Here is a 16362-nt window from a genome sequence, read left to right on the forward strand (position 1 = left end):
CACGGACCCGTTCATGGGAGGGGTGCGAGGCACACTGGCAGTGGGGCGAGTGCCTGACTGTGGGTGGTGGTGCGTATGCGAAGTCGGTTCCGGGGCGACCGGGGGCTGACCGTGCGGATGACGGTCACGCTGTTCCTGCTCGGGTTGCTGTACGTGGCGTTCGTCGCCGCGTTGATCGTGTTGCTGAAGTCGTGGGTGCTGGTGATCGTCGTCGCGGCAGGGGTGCTCGGCGCGCAGTACTGGTTCTCCGACCGGATCGCGCTGTTCGCGATGCGCGGGCGGGTGGTGGAGCGGGAGGAGTATCCCGAGCTGCACGCCGTCGTCGACCGGCTGAGTGCGCTGGCGGACATGCCCAGGCCGTCGGTCGCCGTGTCGGAGATCGACATGCCGAACGCGTTCGCCACCGGGCGCGATCCCAATCACGCGGTGGTGTGCGTGACCACCGGACTGCTGCGGCGGCTGGAGCCGGCCGAGCTGGAGGGCGTGCTGGCGCACGAGTTGTCGCACGTGGCGCACAAGGACGTCGCCGTGATCACGGTCGCGTCGTTCCTCGGGGTGATCGCGGGGCTGGTCGTGCGGTTCGCCTTCTACAGCCAGGTGTTCGGCGGCGGGCGCAGGGACCAGAACACCGCGGTCGTGTTCGCGGCCGTCATGGGTGTCTCCGCGGCCGTGTACGCGCTCAGCTTCCTGCTGATCCGGGCCCTGTCCCGGTACCGGGAGCTGGCGGCGGACCGGGCGGCGGCGCTGCTGACCGGGCGGCCCTCGGCGCTGGCCTCCGCGCTGACGAAGGTCACCGGGGACATCGCGCGGATCCCGTCGAAGGACCTGCGGACGGCCCAGGCGTTCAACGCCTTCTACTTCACCCCGGCGCTCGGCTCCGAGCCGGGTGTCGCGCGGCTGTTCTCCACCCACCCGAGCCTGGAGCAGCGGCTGGAGCAGTTGGGGCGGATCTCCGCCGAACTGGGCGAGGCGGTCGTCCCGGGGAAGGCGGACTGATCATGGGGCTGCTGGACATCCTGCTCGGCCGGTCGAAGCCGGTCGCGCCCGACCTGGACCGGCTGTTCGCGCTGCCGTCGGCGGCGGTGACGCTGGAGGCGGCGGCAGGGTTCACCCCGACCGGGCGGGGCGCGGTGTGCTTCGCGACGGTCGAGGGGTCGGCGTTCGAGCAGACGCACCGCGAGGTCCAGGCACTGCTGGACGCGGACACCGAGCGCACCGGCCCTCCGGTGCGGCTGCTGCGGGACGACTACGGCTACTCCTGGCTGGTCTCCCACCGTTCCCCCGGCGAACTCCCGCTGCTGGTCAACGATCTGCACGCGGTGAACAGCGCGATGGAGGTCAACGGCTTCGGCCCGCAGCTGCTGTGCTCGCTCGCGGGGTTCGAGGACCGGGGCGGGCGGCGGCTGGCGCTGGTGTACCTGTACAAGCGGGGCTCCTTCTACCCGTTCGCGCCGCTGCCCGGTACGGGGCAGCGGCGCGACAGCGCGCTGGAACTCCAGGTGAAGGCGGCGCTCGGGGCCGACCTGCGGACCGAGGAGGACCTCGGCCGCTGGTTCCCGCTGTGGGGCGCCCCCGGGCTGTGAAGGGGCCGGGGGTTTCCTACCGGCCGCCGCGCTCGCGGGCGTAGCGGCGCTCCCACCTGGCCTGCTGGTCACGGCGTGCCCGGTAGGCCTTGTACGAGGTCGGCGCGGACGCGGGGGTGGGGGCGGGGGTCTGCAGAGAGCCCGCGACCGGGCCCGACGACGTCGGGGACGAGCCGCGGCCGTGGCGCGCGTACAGGTAGAGGACGGCGACCGCGGCGAGCCAGTACAGATGGTTACCGAATCCCAGGACCACCAGGACGGCGGTCCCGGAGAGAACGACGGTGCCCATGGCGTGCCTCCTTCCTGGGCTTGGACGGACGGGTGTGCTGTGTGGGGGGGGGTGGCTTCTCCAGCGTAGGGAGGCGGTCACTCGACGTGCATCTCCTTTTCCTGTCCGAGCCCGTGAGTGAATGGGCCGATGAGAGCCTTTGTGTACGAGCACGGCGGTGAGCGGCTCAGTGGTGTGTACGGCGATGGCGGCGGCGGTCCCGGTGCGGCCACCGCCGTCGTCCTGCACGGCGCGGGCAGGAGCAGCAAGGAGCGTCTGCTGCCGCTGCTCGGCGAGTTCACGGCGCACGGCTGCCACGCCCTCGCCGTGGACTTCTCCGGGCACGGCGAGAGCAGCGGCGCACTGCGGGAGTTGAGCCTGCGGCGGCGCCTCGAGCAGGCCGCGGCGGTGATCGAGGCGTACGTGCCGGGGGACGGGCCGCTGGTGCTCGTCGGGTTCAGCATGAGCGGGCAGACGGTGGCCGACCTCACCGCCCACTACGGGGACCGGGTCGCGGCCCTGGGGCTGTGCGCGCCCGCGGTGTACGCGGGCGAGGCGTGGGACGTGCCGTTCGGGGACGGGGACGGCCGGTTCAGCGCGATCATCCGGACGCCGGGGAGCTGGCGGGCGGCGCCGGCGCTCGACGCACTGCGGGCGTACGAGGGGCGGGCGGTGCTCGCCGTGCCGGGTACGGACGCGGTGATCCCGGCGGAGGTCACCGAGGCGGTGCAGGACGCGCTGGCCGCCCGCGCCCAGTACACCCGCCTCGAACTGCCGGAAGCCGACCATCAGTTGGGTGCCTGGCTGCGCGATCACCCCGGCGACCGGCGGGCGTTCGTGGGTGCCGTGCTCACCGGCCTCGGTGAGGGCGGCTGGACGGCGTCCCGCGCCTGTCCGGCCAAGCAGGTACCGGCGGGCCGTACGGTCGTCGGCTCCCGCCCGCTGTACGGCGGTTCGAGTTCGTAGGAGCGGCGGCTCTCCCTCGCCGACGGCCCCGACCCGGTGCTGCGGGCGTTTGTGAGGCGCCCGGCCTTCTGGCGCGGGAGGCGGACGTGGGGTCCCTGCTCGCCGGGCAGGAGGGCATCCCCGCGGCGCAGCTGATCGCCGTCGACGCGACGGGTGAACCCAGCGACCACGCGACCTGTTGATGTCGGCGCGGCCGGGCCGGGTCCGCGTCGACGAGGAGGACCGGGAGGCCGGCCGGACCTGCTCGCGGCGCAGCTCGTCAGCAGTTCGGTCAGCCGGTCGCGGCCCTGGCGTTCCAGTACGGCGACGGGGTCGGGGCGGTCGACGGGAGGGAGCCGGTCGGCGTGCGCGGAGCGGAGGGCCGCGCTTGCGGGCGGCCCGGCCGCGGCGGGCGCGGTCCGCAGGCGCGGTCCGCGGGGGTGGTCCGCGGGCGCGGTCCGCGGGGGTGGTCCCGCGGGCGCGGTCCGCGGGGTGGTCGGTCATGCGGGCCGTCTCCGGGGCACGACGGGCCTCCCCGCTCGCGTTCACGCCCCCACGCGTGCGCAGGACGCGTCGGGTGCGTGTGTCTGCGCTTGATCGCGGTGAAGGCCCGACAGGGGGGCCGTGCGCGTGCCGGGTCCGCCGAACGGGTGACACGGGCCCGTTGTCAGTGGGGTCGGGGAGGATGACGGAAGGGACGCGGAGCGACGGACGGAGAGCGGTATGGGCGGCGCGGGCGACGGGGTGGTGCGGTACATCGACGGGGCGGAGCGGCGGGCCCGGCTGGCCCTGCGGCACCGGTTGGCGCCGACGGCTCGTGCCCGGACGCCGGAAGAGGTCGCCGACGCGCTGCTCGCTCTGCACGGGAGCGACCCGGCGACGGTGTACCTGGCGGTGGGGGCACGGCTCGCGGACCCGTCGGTGACGGTGAAGGAGACGGACCGGGCGCTGTACCAGGACCGGACGCTGGTGCGGATGCACGGCATGCGGCACACGGTGTTCGTGTTCCCCGCCGGATGCACGGCGGTCGTGCACGCCTCGACCGGCCTCACGGTCGCCACCCGGGAGCGGGCCTCTCTGCTGAAGGACATGGCCAAGGCGGGTGCGCCGGACGCGGCCTGGCTGAAGGAGGTCGAGGAGTCGACGCTCGCCGCGCTGGGGCGGCTGGGCCAGGCGACGGCGGCGGAACTGACCCGCGAGGAGCCGCGGCTGCGGGAGCAGTTCGTGCACTCGGCCGGGAAGAGCTACGAGGGCCTCCACTCGGTCTCCACTCGGCTGCTGAGGGTGCTGGGGGTGGAGGGCAAGGTGGTCCGGGGCCGTCCGCTGGGCTCCTGGACCTCGTCCCAGTTCCGCTGGGCCCTGGCCCCCGAACATCCCGAACTCGACGCGGCCGCGGCCCAGGCGGAGCTGCTGCGCCACTGGCTCACCGCGTGCGGACCCGCGACCGAGGCCGACCTGAAGTGGTGGACGGGGTGGCGGGTGACGGACGTGCGGCGGGCGCTGGCGGCGATCGATGCGCGGGCGGTGTCGCTGGACGAGGGCACGGGGTACGTGGTCGAGGGCGACGTCGATCCCGTCGCCGCGCCGCCGGAGCCGTGGGCGGCGCTGCTGCCGGCCCTCGATCCCACGGCGATGGGGTGGCAGGCGCGGGACTGGTATCTCGCTCCGGAACTACGGCCCGCCCTGTTCGACAGAAGCGGGAACGTGGGGCCGACGGTGTGGTGGGACGGGCGGGTCGTGGGGACGTGGGCGCAGCGGGGGGACGGGGAGGTCGTGTGGCGGGTGCTGGAGAGTGGTGGTGTCGGGCGTGATGCGGAGGCCTTGATCGCGGGGGAGGCGGAGCGGCTGCGGGGGTGGCTGGGGGAGACGAGGGTGACTCCGCGGTTTCGGAGTGCGGGGGAGAAGGGCTTGGCGGGGTGAGGGTGGGTGGTTGGGGGGGCTGAGGTCGGCGTGGCTCGAGGGTGGCCGGGTCGGCGCTGCGGGGAGGTGGGTCGCGCAGCGCGACGCTGCCGGGATGCCGCCTGCGCCCACCCGCACCAGGCGGCACGGGTGGGCGCAGGCGGCGGGCCTACCTGCTGTAGCGCATCAGGGCCCGCACCATGTGACACGTCGTGTCCGACGGCGGGTGCACGCCGATGAGTTGGGCGGTGCTGCGGATCTTCTCGTTGCGGGCCTGGTTGGGCAGGTAGACGCCCAGGTCGAGGAGGGCTATCGCGAGGCGCATGGCCTTGAGACGGCGGTTGTGCGTGACGTACCAGTCGCGGGGTCGTCCGGGCGGCAGCGGCCGCTTCTCCACGGGCACGTAGGGAAGGTCGAGTTGGACAGGTCGCTTCGTCTTGAGTGCGGCAGCGGGCACGGGCATCCTCCTGTCGCGGTCAGGGCCCCGGCCGGCACCTCCGGCGGAACCCTCGAACACTGCTTCTATTCTACTGCCCCCCACTGACAATCGCCCCTGGCCAGAAGGGCTTTCAGGCCCCTTTCGAGCTACCGTGACCGGCATGGAGATCTGGATCAACCCCGCCTGTTCCAAGTGCCGCAGCGCCCTCACCCTCCTCGATGCCGAGGGCGCCGACTACACCGTCCGCCGCTACCTGGAGGACGTACCGAGCGAGGACGAGATCAGGGCCGTACTCGACCGGCTCGGGCTGGAGCCGTGGGACATCACACGTACTCAGGAGGCCGAGGCCAAGGAGCTGGGACTGAAGGAGTGGCCGCGGGACGACGCCGCGCGGGGGCGCTGGATCGCGGCGCTCGCCGGGCATCCGCGGCTCATCCAGCGCCCGATCATCACCGCCGAGGACGGCACGGCGGTCGTGGCCCGCACGGACGAGGCCGTACGGGACGCTCTGTCCCGTTAGTCCGGCTGTGGATGATTCGTCGGGCGGCGGGAGTTGGGGCGGCCGCGCTGTTACCCTCCGCCGCCATGACCTTCGGTGATCAAGGATTCGCGTACGGACCGCCCGATCCGTACGCCCAGTTCGCGGCCGAGCAGCATCGGATCGAGCAGGACCGAATACGCCGCCGCCGGCGCAACCGGCGCGTCGCGGTCGCCGGGACCGGCGCCGTCCTGGCGGCCGCCGTCGCGGCCGGAGTCGTGCTGGCGGCCGGCGGAGACGACGGTGGCGGTCCGGCCGCCGCTCCCCCGACGGCCACCACCACCCCGTCCGGCTCGGGCCCGGCCGTCCCGTCCGTCGACGCGAGCCTCCCCTCGGACGCTCCCAGCTCCCTGCCCTCGCTGCTGACCCGGCCGGCGATCCGGCCCGAGCAGGCGTTCCCGTCGAAGAGCGTCCGCGTCGAGGACGGCTCGCGGCACAGCCGCGTCGACCTCGCCACCACCACCGACTGCGCCAGAGGCATGTCGGCGGAGCTGGCCGAGCTGATCGAACAGGGCGAGAAGTGCTCACGGTTGACCGCGGCACTGTTCACGGACGCCGACCGGCGCTCACAGGTCACGGTGACCGTGCTGAGCTTCGCCCGCGTCGAGGACGCCTCGCGCGTGTTCATGATGGCCTCGATGGACCCGGTGACCTACCAGGTGGTCTCCCTCGACCCGCCGCCGGAGGCGGGCATGCCGACGGTGCCGCCTGGTTCGGCCGGGGTGTTCCGGCGCGTGATGACGGTCCGTTCCGTGGTGTTCGCCAACGGCCAGTGGGGCGACGGCGCGGAGACCGGTGAGGCGGAACTCACGGCCCAGACGGAGGGGTTGCTCGAGCGCGTCAGCGAGACGGTGGTGGCGTACGAGGACGGGGAGGCCGGGGAGAGCGGCTGAGGTGCCGAGCGGGAGCACTGAACACCCGTGTGACACACGCCACTTCCACTGGCTCCTGTAACCGCTGAGCAACCTCGTTCGGTATCTCGTACATAGCGGCGTACGCTCCCCTACCCCTCAGGAGGCGCGGATGTCGCGCAGGAGAACTCTCGGCACGAAGAAGAAGATCGCGCTGCTGGTGGGCGCCGCGACGGTGGCGGGATGTGGTGCCTTCGTCATGGCGGCCACCTCCAACGCCGCGCAGAGCCCGCAGACGGCGGCCGAGTCGACCGTCTGCCAGGGGCTCGCCACCGCCCTCGGCAACAACCAGCGGTTCATCGAGGACCAGCGGGCGAACCCGGACGCGCAGTCAGCGGCCCGGATCACCAACCGCGAAGCGGTCGTCGCGCAGATCAAGGTCCAGCAGGAGGCGTCGGGTTGCGTCGTTGGGGAGTCGGCTCAGGGCTCCCAGGCGACGCAGCCGGCGCAGAACGGCCAGCAGGGCGGCGGACAGCAGGCCACTCCGCCCGCCCAGCCGCCGCAGAGCGCCCCGGCCGACAACGCCGGGGACGCGGGAAACGGGGGCGGCGGCGCAGCGTCCGGCCGGCAGGTCTGCAACGGCTCGACCGTCACGCTCTCCGGTGAGGCGGGCGCCCCGGCCGCGTCCAGCAACCAGTTCCCGGTGGGGACGAAGCTGAAGGTGACCAACCTGGACAACAACAAGTCCACGACCGTCGAGGTGACCTCGGCCTCCGGCAGTTGCGCGCTGCTGAACAACGCTGCCTTCGAACAGGTCCGTGAGCCCGGCAAGTTCCTCATCCGCCGGGCCCTGATCGAGAAGGTGGGGTGACGCTCAGGAAAGGAACTCCCTGAGGCGGCGGCCCAGTTCGGAGGGTGCGCCGGGTGGCAGCGCGTGATGGGAGACGTCCGGCAGGACGACGGTCTCGACACGCGGCAGCAGCTCGCCGGCCCGGGTCGTCACCTGCCATGTGTCATGCGTCCTGCTGTTCGCGGCCACGAACAGCAGGACCGGCACGTCCAGGCCCCGCAGCCGCTCCGGCGACGGACGCGGCCCGGTGACCGGCTTCGCGGCCGGGAAGCCGGCGGCCGCCTCCTGGAGGCGCAGCCAGTCGGGGTCGAGGGCCGCTCCCCCGGTCTCCCAGGCGAGGAAGGCGCGGACCCGGCGCGGGGTGGGCCGCAGCAGCATCGGCAGCGCGTGGAGCAGGTACGCCGCCGTGTACCCGGCGAAGCACTGGGTCGGGTCGAGGAGGAACAGGCGGCGCACCCTTCCGGGCGCGCGCATGGCGTAGTGCAGGGCGATCCAGGCGCCGTAGGAATGGCCGCCCAGGGACACCTCCCGGACGCCCAGGCCGTCGAGCACCGCGTCCAGCCAGACCACCAGGTCTTCGACCGTGCGCGGGGCCGGTCCGCCGTCCGTGCCGCTGAGGCCGGCGGCGCCGACCAGGTCGACGGCGAGGACGCGCCGGTCCCGGCCCGGTTCCGCCGCCTGCGCGTACCAGGACGCCGAGGTCGCTCCCCCGCCGCCGGGCAGGAGAACCAGCGGGGGCGCGTCGCGCGGTCCGCAGGCGTTGACGTGGGCCGGCCCGAACGGGGTGGGGACGGTCACCGACTCCCGGTCGGCGGGCCACTTGGCCAGGACCTTGCCGTAGGCCGCGCGGAAGGCGTCGTGGTCGTACGTGTTCATCGAGCCCCCTATTATCTCGCCCAACGAGATGTCCGACGAGCGAGATAGTAACCCCGGAGGCCACCGCATGACCGACGAAGGCCCGGCGAGCGAAGAACCGAAAGGCGAAGGCCCCGCGAGCGGAGGCCCCGAGATGGAGATCGTCCATCTGCTGCGCGCGGTGACGGTCGAACTCGGCCTGCACAGCGCGCGGTTCGCGAATCGCAACGACATGCACCCGACCGACGTACGCGCGCTGATCGCCCTCATGGACGCCCGGCGGGCAGGCGAGGAGACGACCGCGGGGCGGCTCGGCGCGGCGCTCGGCCTGAACTCGGCGGGCACGACCTCCGTCATCGACCGGCTGGAGCGCGCCGGGCACGTGCGGCGGGAGCGCGGCCGGGCGGACCGGCGGCAGGTGGTCGTCGAGGTGGATGAGCGGGCCGTGGCGCTGGGCCAGGCCTTCTTCGGCCCGCTCATCGGGCGCGCGGTGGAGCTGCTGGCTGGCTACGACGAGGGGGAGCTGGCGGCGATCCGCGGCTTCCTGGCCGGCGTACGGGAGGCGGCCGCGACGGCGGACTGACCACGGGCATGCCCCGCGGCGGCCCGGTCATTCCCATCGCATACGAGTGCTCGCGCCCCCGCGGGCACGCCCGCGTCTGCGAGCGCGAACGGCAACTCCCGTCCGGGCCGTCGTCCTCACACCGTGAGACGCACCACAGAACCCCCAGGTAACACGGGGTTCACATTCGAGCAATGACCGGGAAATCGCCTGTTGACAGGCTGCCGGGCATCGAGTGCGGCGCCCCAGTGCCGCAGCGCCGCAGCACCCGCAAGTGCGTCTGACCCACCCCCGAAGGAAGTGGCCCGTGACCTTCAAGGCTGAGTACATCTGGATCGACGGCACCCAGCCGACGGCCAAGCTCCGTTCCAAGACCAAGATCATGACGGGTGAGCCCGTGGGTCTGGACGCGCTGCCGATCTGGGGCTTCGACGGGTCGTCCACGAACCAGGCCGAGGGCCACGCCTCGGACCGTGTCCTCAAGCCGGTCTTCACCTGCCCCGACCCGATCCGCGGTGGCGACGACATCCTCGTGCTGTGCGAGGTCCTCAACATCGACATGACGCCGCACGAGTCCAACACGCGTGCCGCGCTGGCCGAGGTCGCCGAGAGGTTCGCCGCGCAGGAGCCGATCTTCGGCATCGAGCAGGAGTACACGTTCTTCAAGGACGGTTACCCGCTCGGCTTCCCCAAGGGCGGCTTCCCCGCCCCGCAGGGCGGCTACTACTGCGGTGTCGGCGCCGACGAGATCTTCGGCCGAGACGTCGTCGAGGCGCACCTGGACAACTGCCTGAAGGCGGGCCTGGGCATCTCCGGCATCAACGCCGAGGTCATGCCCGGCCAGTGGGAGTTCCAGGTCGGCCCGCTCGCCCCGCTGGAGGTCTCCGACCAGCTGTGGGTGTCCCGCTGGCTGCTCTACCGCACCGCCGAGGACTTCGACATCGCCGCCACCCTCGACCCGAAGCCGGTCAAGGGCGACTGGAACGGCGCCGGCGCGCACACCAACTTCTCCACCAAGGCGATGCGCGAGACGTACGAGGCGATCATCACCGCGTGCGAGTCGCTCGGTGAGGGCTCCAAGCCGCTCGACCACGTCAAGCACTACGGCGCCGGCATCGACGACCGCCTGACCGGTCTGCACGAGACCGCCCCGTGGAACGAGTACTCCTACGGCGTCTCCAACCGTGGCGCCTCGGTCCGCATCCCGTGGCAGGTCGAGAAGGACGGCAAGGGTTACATCGAGGACCGCCGTCCGAACGCCAACGTGGACCCGTACCTGGTGACCCGCCTGATCGTGGACACCTGCTGTTCCGCGCTGGAGAAGGCCGACCAGGTCTGATCCCGGCCTGAGCCAGGCTTGATCCGGGGCTTCCCGGATCTGGTCCCGGACTCTTCCCGGAAGGGGCGCCCGCCGACTCGGTGGGCGCCCCTTCTGCGTATCGTGCGCTGTCATGGGGACCGACGGGGTGGCAGAGGCGAAGGCGTACGGCTCGGCGGGGGACGTGTCCGGGTTGCTGCGGGCGATGGAGTCCACGGACCCGGACGTCCGCGAGGAGGCGATGGACTGGCTGGCCTCCGCGACCTACAACGAAGACGACCTCGCCGTGGCGACCGCGGGCGCCGTGCCGGAGCTGACCCGGCTCGCCCTCGAGGGGCCCGGCCACCGGGTGGACCTGCTGCGGCTGCTCGCCGGCCTGGCGCAGAGAACCGACTGGCCCGACGAACAGGATCCGGCCGAGCGGGCGGTGGCGGACGCACTGCCACCCCTGCTGCCCTTCGCCGACGACGCCGACACGGACGTACGGGACGCGATGGTGCTGCTGATCGGCGCGGCCGGCCGGCCGGACACCCTGCCGCTGCTGTGGGCCCGGCTGGAGCGGGAGACCGACCCGCTGGTGCGGGCCCACCTGGTGACCGCGCTCGCGCTCCTCGAACCGGGCGACGGCGCGTGGCGGCACTCCCTGCTCACCGACCCCGAACCGCGCGTCGCGCTCGCCGCCGCCGAGGACCTGCTGCGCACCGCCGGACTGCCGCTGCCCGCACCGCTGGTCGACCACTGCGCGCGGGCCTTCAGGGCCGATCCGCACGAGCCGGACATCACCCTGTGGCCCCAGCCGCACCGGGTGTTCACCGAGCGGCTCCTGGACGACGCCGAGGCCGCCCTGCGGGCTCTCGCCGGGGGTGTGCCGATCGCCTACGAGATCACCGGGCGCTGGCGGGACCTGGAGGCGGACGTGCTGCCGTGGGCGCTGGCCGAGACGGGTGAGCACGAGGACCGGGGGCTGAACCAGCTGGCGCAGCTGACCTGCGCGCTGCCGGCGGAGCTGCACGCGCGTGTGCGTGACCATGTGCTGCCGTGCCTCGCGTCCGGGGCCCCGGACGTCAGGGCGGAGGCCGTCACCGTGCTGGCCCGCGCGCGCGTGCCGGTGGCCGTCGGGGAGACCGTGCGGCTGGTCGAGGAGATGCCGGGCTCGTACGGAACCGTGCGGGCCGCCGCCGCGGTGGCCGACGAGTTCGGCGCGGAGGCCGTGACCGTGGCGCGGGCGATAGCCCGGCGGATGCCGGACGGCCACCCGCATCTGGTCGAACTGCTGGCCAGGTTCCCGGAGGTGGCGCTGGAGGCGGTCGACGACCTCACCGCGCTGCTCGCCCGCGCGGGCACCGGGTACCCGCCGGTCGTGGTCGCCCTGCTCGACCGGCTCGGTCCGGCCGCCGGCAACGCGGCCGGGCGGGCACTGCTGGCCTGTGTGACCGAACGCGCCCACTCCTCGGTCTCGGCGGTAGCGGGGCTGGCGTACCACCGGGTCACCGGGGACCCCGGGCCGGCGCTGGACTTCTTCCGGGAGGAGATGACCGCCTTCGGCCCGTCCACGACGATGGAGTGGGCGAGCCGGCTCGGTCCCGCGGCCGCGCCCCTGCTGCCGTTCATCGAGCCGTGCCTCACCCGCGACGGCGGGGCCGTCGCCGCGCTGGCCGTCTGGCGCATCACCGGCCGCACCGAGGACACCCTGGAACCGCTGGCCCGGCAGGCGCTCGAGTGGGGAAGGATCTACGCCGGCCTGACCCACCCCGTTCACACGCTCACCGAGATGGGGCTGCTCCCCCGCTTCGCCGTGGAACCTCTGCGCCGTGGCGTCGAGTCACGGCGGCGGATCGTCCACGACTTCATGTCCGGGCCCGAACTCCACGCGGACTACGTCTCGCGGACCGCCGTCCGGAACCTGCTGGAGACCGCCCGCATCGTGGATTGACGTTCCTTTCACGCCACGGACACACCCAGGAGCGGTCCCGGAGTCGCCCGCGCGTCGTCCAAGCAGTGAGAGGAGGCTCCTGTCCGGGGCGGGTGTCTGCTTCAATGGGCGCATGGCCAGCTTCCAGCAGCACACCGCGACGGGTCGCCATGACCTCGAGCCGTTCTGGCCTTCCCGTCAGCACCACGACTTCGACCGGGTGTGTTGCCGCGCGACGAACGCGCCGGCCCTCTAAAGCCGTTACCCCCGGTCTTCGGCCGGCGCGAACGACGTACGTCCCCCGACGAGCCCGACCACGAATCGCGGCCGTCGCCTCCTGACGAACCTCTCGCGTGAAAGAGCTGACCTCTCATGGCGACCACTCGTTCCCTCTCCGACGCCCCCGCCCTCCCCGCCCCGGCCCGGCACCGCCTCCGTGCGGTGGACCGCGACGAGGTCGTGGACGTGACGGACCTCCTGCCGCCGGGTGCCACCTGGCTGCCCGCTCCGCAGCACACCCTGCCCATCCTGCCGGGACAGCCGCCGATGATCGGCTACCTGGTGCTCGTCCCGGCCGACCAGCAGCCGCCGTTCCCGCCGGTGGCGGTGCCCGACCGGCCGGTGGCCTCCCAGCCGGTGGACGGCGAGGCCGCGGCCGACGGGGAGGCGCTCGTGCGGATCGACTCCGTGCAGCGCACCGCCTGGGTGAGCGGGCGTGAACTCGAACTGACCTACCTGGAGTTCGAGCTGCTCGCGCATCTCGTCGCGCACCCGAACCGGGTGCACACCCGCGACCAGCTCGTCACCACCGTGTGGGGCTACGGACATGTGGGCGACGGCCGTACCGTCGACGTCCACATCGCCCGGCTGCGCCGCAAGCTGGGCGCGGAGCACCGCCGGGCGATCCAGACCGTGCGCCGGGTGGGTTACAAGTACACCCCGCCGACCGGCCGCTGATCCTCTGCTGACGGCAGAGGACGGTTCCCTCCCGCCGTCCGGCCGGGCAGAGTCACCGGCATGAGACTTCTGGTGCTGGGTGGTACGGAGTTCGCGGGACGGGCCGTCGTCGAGGCGGCCCTCGGGCGCGGCTGGGAGGTGACCGTCCTCAACCGGGGGCGGCACGCTCCCGTCCCCGGTGCGCGGACCCTGGTCGGCGACCGGACCGCGCCCGGCGGTCTCGACGCCCTGACGGACGGCGAGTGGGACGCCGTCGTCGACACCTGGTCGGCGGCGCCCCGCGCGGTGCACGAGGCGGCGCGGCTGCTGCGGGGCCGCGCCCGCCGGTATGTGTACGTGTCGAGCTGCTCGGTGTACGCCTGGGCCCCGCCCGCCGGGTACGCCGAGGACGCGCCGCTCGTCGAGGGCGCCGAGCCCGACGCGGAGCAGACCGACTACCCCCGCGACAAGCGGGGCGGCGAGCTGGCCGCCGTCGACGCGTTCGGGGCGGCGGACTCCGTTCTCGTACGGGCCGGGCTGATCCTCGGGCCGTACGAGAACGTCGGCCGGCTGCCCTGGTGGCTGACCCGGACGGCCCGCGGCGGTCCGGTCCTGGCACCGGGACCGCGCGAACTGCCCCTTCAGTACGTCGATGTCCGCGATCTCGCCGAGTGGATCCTCGGGGCGGTGGAGCAGGGGCTCAGCGGGCCGTTCAACCTCATCAGTCCCCAAGGACACGCCACCATGGGTGAGTTGCTGGAGGCATGTGTGCGGGTCACCGGCGGTCCGGCCGAACTGCGCTGGACCGCGCCGGAGACCGTCCTCGACGCGGGCATCGAACCGTGGACGCAACTGCCCGTGTGGGTGCCGCCGGGCAGCGACATGCACGACGCCCTGCACTCGGCGGACGTCTCACGGGCGGTGGCCACCGGACTGACCTGCCGGCCGGTCGGGGAGACCGTCGCCGACACCTGGCGGTGGCTCCAGGAGATCGGCGGGGAGGCACCCCGGCGTCCGGACCGGCCGCAGAAGGGTCTGGACCCGGAGGTGGAGGCGAAGGTCCTGGCAGCGGGTGCGGAGTAGCCGTTCGGCTACCCCGCGGCGGCTAGGACTACGGGACAAGCAGCCCGTACGGAGCAGCCCTTCGGCCTCCCCACGCCAGCCAGGACTCCCGGCCAAGCAACGCGTGCGGAGCAGCCCTTGGCCTCCCCACGGCAGCCAGGACTCCCGGCCGAGCAGCCCGTGCGGAGCAGCCCTTGGCCGCCCCACGCCAGCCAGGACTCCCGGCGCAGGTGTACCTGACACCACCTCCCGACCCGGGGGTTCGGCCCAGTGCCGCCGGCCCGCCGGTCGGCCAGACTGACGGGCATGAACACCAACACGAAGGGCGACGGCGGCGGTTCGAGGGCTCGGGGCATGCTGCGGGCCGCCGGGCGCGGGTTCGTGCTGGCCGTGGTCTCCCTCCCGCTGGCCGTCCTGTGCTTCACCCTCACCGCCGTGTCGATCGCCCTCATCCCCATCGGCGTCGGCATCGTCACCACGCCCTACGTCCTGACCGGTGTGCGCATGTTCGCGAACTGGCGGCGGGTGCTCGCCGCCGAGTGGGGCGGGGTGCGCATCCCGTCGGCGTACCGGCCGATACCCGAGGGCGCCAACCCCTGGACGCGCACCTTCGCGATGCTGCGCGACCCGGCGACCTGGCGGGACCTGCGGTGGCTGCCGGTGGACATGACGGCGGGGTTCCTGACGGCGCTGCTGCCGGCGGTCCTGGTCCTCTACCCGCTGGAGGGGTTCGCGCTGGCGTTCGGGCTGTGGCGGGTGTACGACGACGCCCCCTACTGGTACGGGTTCGTGCCCGTGTCCGACCAGACCTCCGCGCTGGGCGCCGCGGCCCTGGGCGCCGTCCTGCTGGTCGTCGCCCACCGGTACACGGTGAGCGCCTTCCAGGCCCACTTCCGCCTGACCCGGGCCGTACTCACCCCCAGCCAGGCCGAACTGGCCGAGCGCGTACGGGTGTTGACGGAGACGCGGCGGGACGCCGTGGACACCTCGGCCTCCGAGCTGCGGCGCATCGAGCGCGACCTGCACGACGGGGCCCAGGCCCGCCTGGTGGCGATGGGCATGGACCTCGGGACGGTCGAGATGCTCGTCGACAAGGACCCCGAGCAGGCCAAGCAACTCCTCGCCCAGGCCCGCCGGTCCTCCGCGGACGCCCTCGCCGAACTGCGCGACCTGGTGCGCGGCATCCACCCGCCGGTGCTCGCCGAACGCGGACTGGGCGACGCCGTACGGGCCTTGGCGCTACGGCTGCCGACGCCCAGCGAGGTGACCGTGGAGCTGCCCGGCCGGACCGACGCCCCCGTGGAGTCGGCAGCGTACTTCGCGGTCAGCGAGGTGCTCACCAACGCCGTCAAACACTCCGGCGCCGACCGCGTCTGGGTCGATCTGCATCACGCGGACGGCCATCTGCGGATCTCGGTCACCGACAACGGCAAGGGCGGCGCGGCGATCGGGGCCGGCTCGGGACTGGCCGGGGTCGAGCGGCGACTGGGTACATTCGACGGCGTCCTGGCCGTCAGCTCCCCGGCGGGCGGTCCCACCATGGTGACCATGGAGATTCCGTGCGTGTTGTCCTAGCCGAAGACCTGTTCCTGCTACGGGACGGACTCGTCCGGCTCCTGGAGGCGTTCGGCTTCGAGATAGCCGCCGCCGTCGAGAGCGGACCCGAGCTGGAGCGGGCCCTCGCCGAACTGAAGCCGGACGTCGCCGTGGTCGACGTCCGGCTTCCGCCGACCCACACCGACGAGGGTCTCCAGTGCGCGCTGCGGGCCCGTCGGGAGCGGCCGGGCCTGCCGGTGCTGGTCCTGTCCCAGCACGTGGAGCAGCTGTACGCGCGCGAGCTGCTCGCCGACGGCAGCGGCGGGGTGGGCTATCTGCTGAAGGACCGGGTCTTCGACGCGGAACAGTTCGTGGACGCCGTACGGCGGGTCGCGGCGGGCGGGACCGCGATGGACCCGCAGGTGATCCAGCAGCTGCTGGCCCGGCGCGGTGACGACCGGCCGTTGGCCCGGCTGACGCCTCGCGAGCGGGAGGTGATGGAGCTGATGGCGCAGGGACGGTCGAACGCGGCGATCGCCCAGAAGATGGTCGTCACCGAGCGGGCCGTGGCGAAACACACCGCGAATATCTTCGTCAAGCTGGGTCTGGAGGTCTCGGACGACGACAACCGGCGCGTCCTGGCCGTGCTGGCCTATCTGGACCGTGATCGGTGACCGTCACAACGGCCGTTCCCTGTGCGGCTGTTGAGGGGGAATTGTCCCACGGGCCTCTCATCAATTTCTGGGACGGCTGAACGCCTTCGGGGCGGCGTGCGTATGGAGAGTCGCCGCTTCACTCCTGTCGGGCG

At 73.0% G+C, this 16362-nt stretch carries 17 protein-coding genes and 1 pseudogene; 14 read left to right on the forward strand and 4 right to left on the reverse strand.

What is annotated here, in order from left to right; translation table 11 throughout:
- Positions 1-75 precede the first annotated feature (75 nt).
- Together htpX and ACFWJX_RS27760 are read left to right on the forward strand one after the other, a co-directional pair.
- On the forward strand, positions 76-996 hold the full coding sequence (htpX, locus tag ACFWJX_RS27755) for a zinc metalloprotease HtpX (RefSeq protein WP_383248437.1): 921 nt from the start codon (positions 76-78) through the stop codon (positions 994-996).
- Between the two features lie 2 nt (positions 997-998).
- Complete coding sequence (locus ACFWJX_RS27760) at positions 999-1583, forward strand: hypothetical protein (protein WP_383248439.1); 585 nt, start codon at positions 999-1001, stop codon at positions 1581-1583.
- 16 nt (positions 1584-1599) lie between these two features.
- Here the strand turns inward: ACFWJX_RS27760 and ACFWJX_RS27765 are convergent, their stop codons facing one another.
- Positions 1600-1872, reverse strand: coding sequence for a hypothetical protein (locus tag ACFWJX_RS27765; protein WP_383248440.1), 273 nt, complete (start codon positions 1870-1872; stop codon positions 1600-1602).
- Between the two features lie 129 nt (positions 1873-2001).
- Here ACFWJX_RS27765 and ACFWJX_RS27770 point away from each other — a divergent pair, with 129 nt between their 5' ends.
- Positions 2002-2817 (forward strand): alpha/beta hydrolase, encoded by an 816-nt coding sequence (locus tag ACFWJX_RS27770; protein ID WP_383248442.1) that lies wholly within the window; start codon positions 2002-2004, stop codon positions 2815-2817.
- Positions 2818-3077: 260 nt separating this feature from the next.
- On the opposite strand, the pseudogene ACFWJX_RS27775 reads toward ACFWJX_RS27770, so the two are convergent.
- A pseudogene (locus ACFWJX_RS27775) lies at positions 3078-3228 on the reverse strand (DUF2252 domain-containing protein); the annotation flags it as partial.
- Between the two features lie 291 nt (positions 3229-3519).
- Between ACFWJX_RS27775 and ACFWJX_RS27780 the strand changes: the two are divergent.
- Positions 3520-4716 carry a winged helix DNA-binding domain-containing protein gene (locus ACFWJX_RS27780; RefSeq protein ID WP_383248444.1) on the forward strand — a complete coding sequence of 399 codons (1197 nt, stop codon included), beginning with the start codon at positions 3520-3522 and terminating at the stop codon, positions 4714-4716.
- A 148-nt stretch (positions 4717-4864) separates the two neighbouring features.
- Here the strand turns inward: ACFWJX_RS27780 and ACFWJX_RS27785 are convergent, their stop codons facing one another.
- Positions 4865-5152, reverse strand: coding sequence for a hypothetical protein (locus tag ACFWJX_RS27785; protein ID WP_383248446.1), 288 nt, complete (start codon positions 5150-5152; stop codon positions 4865-4867).
- Between the two features lie 142 nt (positions 5153-5294).
- On the opposite strand from ACFWJX_RS27785, the gene ACFWJX_RS27790 reads away from it, so the two are divergent.
- The 3 genes from ACFWJX_RS27790 to ACFWJX_RS27800 all read left to right on the forward strand — a co-directional run bounded on the left by ACFWJX_RS27790 (position 5295) and on the right by ACFWJX_RS27800 (position 7394).
- Positions 5295-5654 carry an arsenate reductase family protein gene (locus ACFWJX_RS27790; protein WP_150470643.1) on the forward strand — a complete coding sequence of 120 codons (360 nt, stop codon included), beginning with the start codon at positions 5295-5297 and terminating at the stop codon, positions 5652-5654.
- Between the two features lie 65 nt (positions 5655-5719).
- Positions 5720-6565: a hypothetical protein gene (locus ACFWJX_RS27795; protein WP_383248448.1), complete on the forward strand. Its 846-nt coding sequence runs from the start codon at positions 5720-5722 to the stop codon at positions 6563-6565.
- Between the two features lie 130 nt (positions 6566-6695).
- Positions 6696-7394, forward strand: a complete 699-nt coding sequence (locus ACFWJX_RS27800; protein ID WP_383248450.1) for a hypothetical protein — start codon at positions 6696-6698, stop codon at positions 7392-7394.
- 3 nt (positions 7395-7397) lie between these two features.
- Here the strand turns inward: ACFWJX_RS27800 and ACFWJX_RS27805 are convergent, their stop codons facing one another.
- Positions 7398-8249: an alpha/beta fold hydrolase gene (locus tag ACFWJX_RS27805; protein ID WP_383248452.1), complete on the reverse strand. Its 852-nt coding sequence runs from the start codon at positions 8247-8249 to the stop codon at positions 7398-7400.
- A gap of 67 nt (positions 8250-8316) precedes the next feature.
- Between ACFWJX_RS27805 and ACFWJX_RS27810 the strand changes: the two genes are divergently transcribed.
- The 7 genes from ACFWJX_RS27810 (at position 8317) to ACFWJX_RS27840 (ending at position 16228) form a co-directional block, all read left to right on the forward strand.
- Positions 8317-8811, forward strand: coding sequence for a MarR family winged helix-turn-helix transcriptional regulator (locus ACFWJX_RS27810; RefSeq protein ID WP_383248454.1), 495 nt, complete (start codon positions 8317-8319; stop codon positions 8809-8811).
- Positions 8812-9097: 286 nt separating this feature from the next.
- A complete protein-coding gene (glnII, locus tag ACFWJX_RS27815; protein ID WP_383248456.1) occupies positions 9098-10129 on the forward strand; it encodes a glutamine synthetase in 1032 nt (343 codons plus the stop codon).
- 112 nt (positions 10130-10241) lie between these two features.
- Positions 10242-12041 carry a HEAT repeat domain-containing protein gene (locus tag ACFWJX_RS27820; RefSeq protein ID WP_383248458.1) on the forward strand — a complete coding sequence of 600 codons (1800 nt, stop codon included), beginning with the start codon at positions 10242-10244 and terminating at the stop codon, positions 12039-12041.
- A 351-nt stretch (positions 12042-12392) separates the two neighbouring features.
- Positions 12393-12977, forward strand: a complete 585-nt coding sequence (locus ACFWJX_RS27825) for a winged helix-turn-helix domain-containing protein (protein ID WP_383248460.1) — start codon at positions 12393-12395, stop codon at positions 12975-12977.
- A 60-nt stretch (positions 12978-13037) separates the two neighbouring features.
- Positions 13038-14039 (forward strand): NAD-dependent epimerase/dehydratase family protein, encoded by a 1002-nt coding sequence (locus ACFWJX_RS27830; RefSeq protein WP_383248462.1) that lies wholly within the window; start codon positions 13038-13040, stop codon positions 14037-14039.
- A gap of 285 nt (positions 14040-14324) precedes the next feature.
- A complete protein-coding gene (locus tag ACFWJX_RS27835; RefSeq protein ID WP_383248464.1) occupies positions 14325-15593 on the forward strand; it encodes a sensor histidine kinase in 1269 nt (422 codons plus the stop codon).
- Positions 15578-16228 carry a response regulator transcription factor gene (locus tag ACFWJX_RS27840; RefSeq protein WP_073496128.1) on the forward strand — a complete coding sequence of 217 codons (651 nt, stop codon included), beginning with the start codon at positions 15578-15580 and terminating at the stop codon, positions 16226-16228. The genes ACFWJX_RS27835 and ACFWJX_RS27840 overlap by 16 nt, the downstream gene beginning before the upstream one ends.
- Positions 16229-16362: the final 134 nt, after the last annotated feature.

Origin of the sequence: Streptomyces sp. NPDC058335 (assembly GCF_042723915.1) — a bacterium.
Lineage (GTDB): Bacteria > Actinomycetota > Actinomycetes > Streptomycetales > Streptomycetaceae > Streptomyces.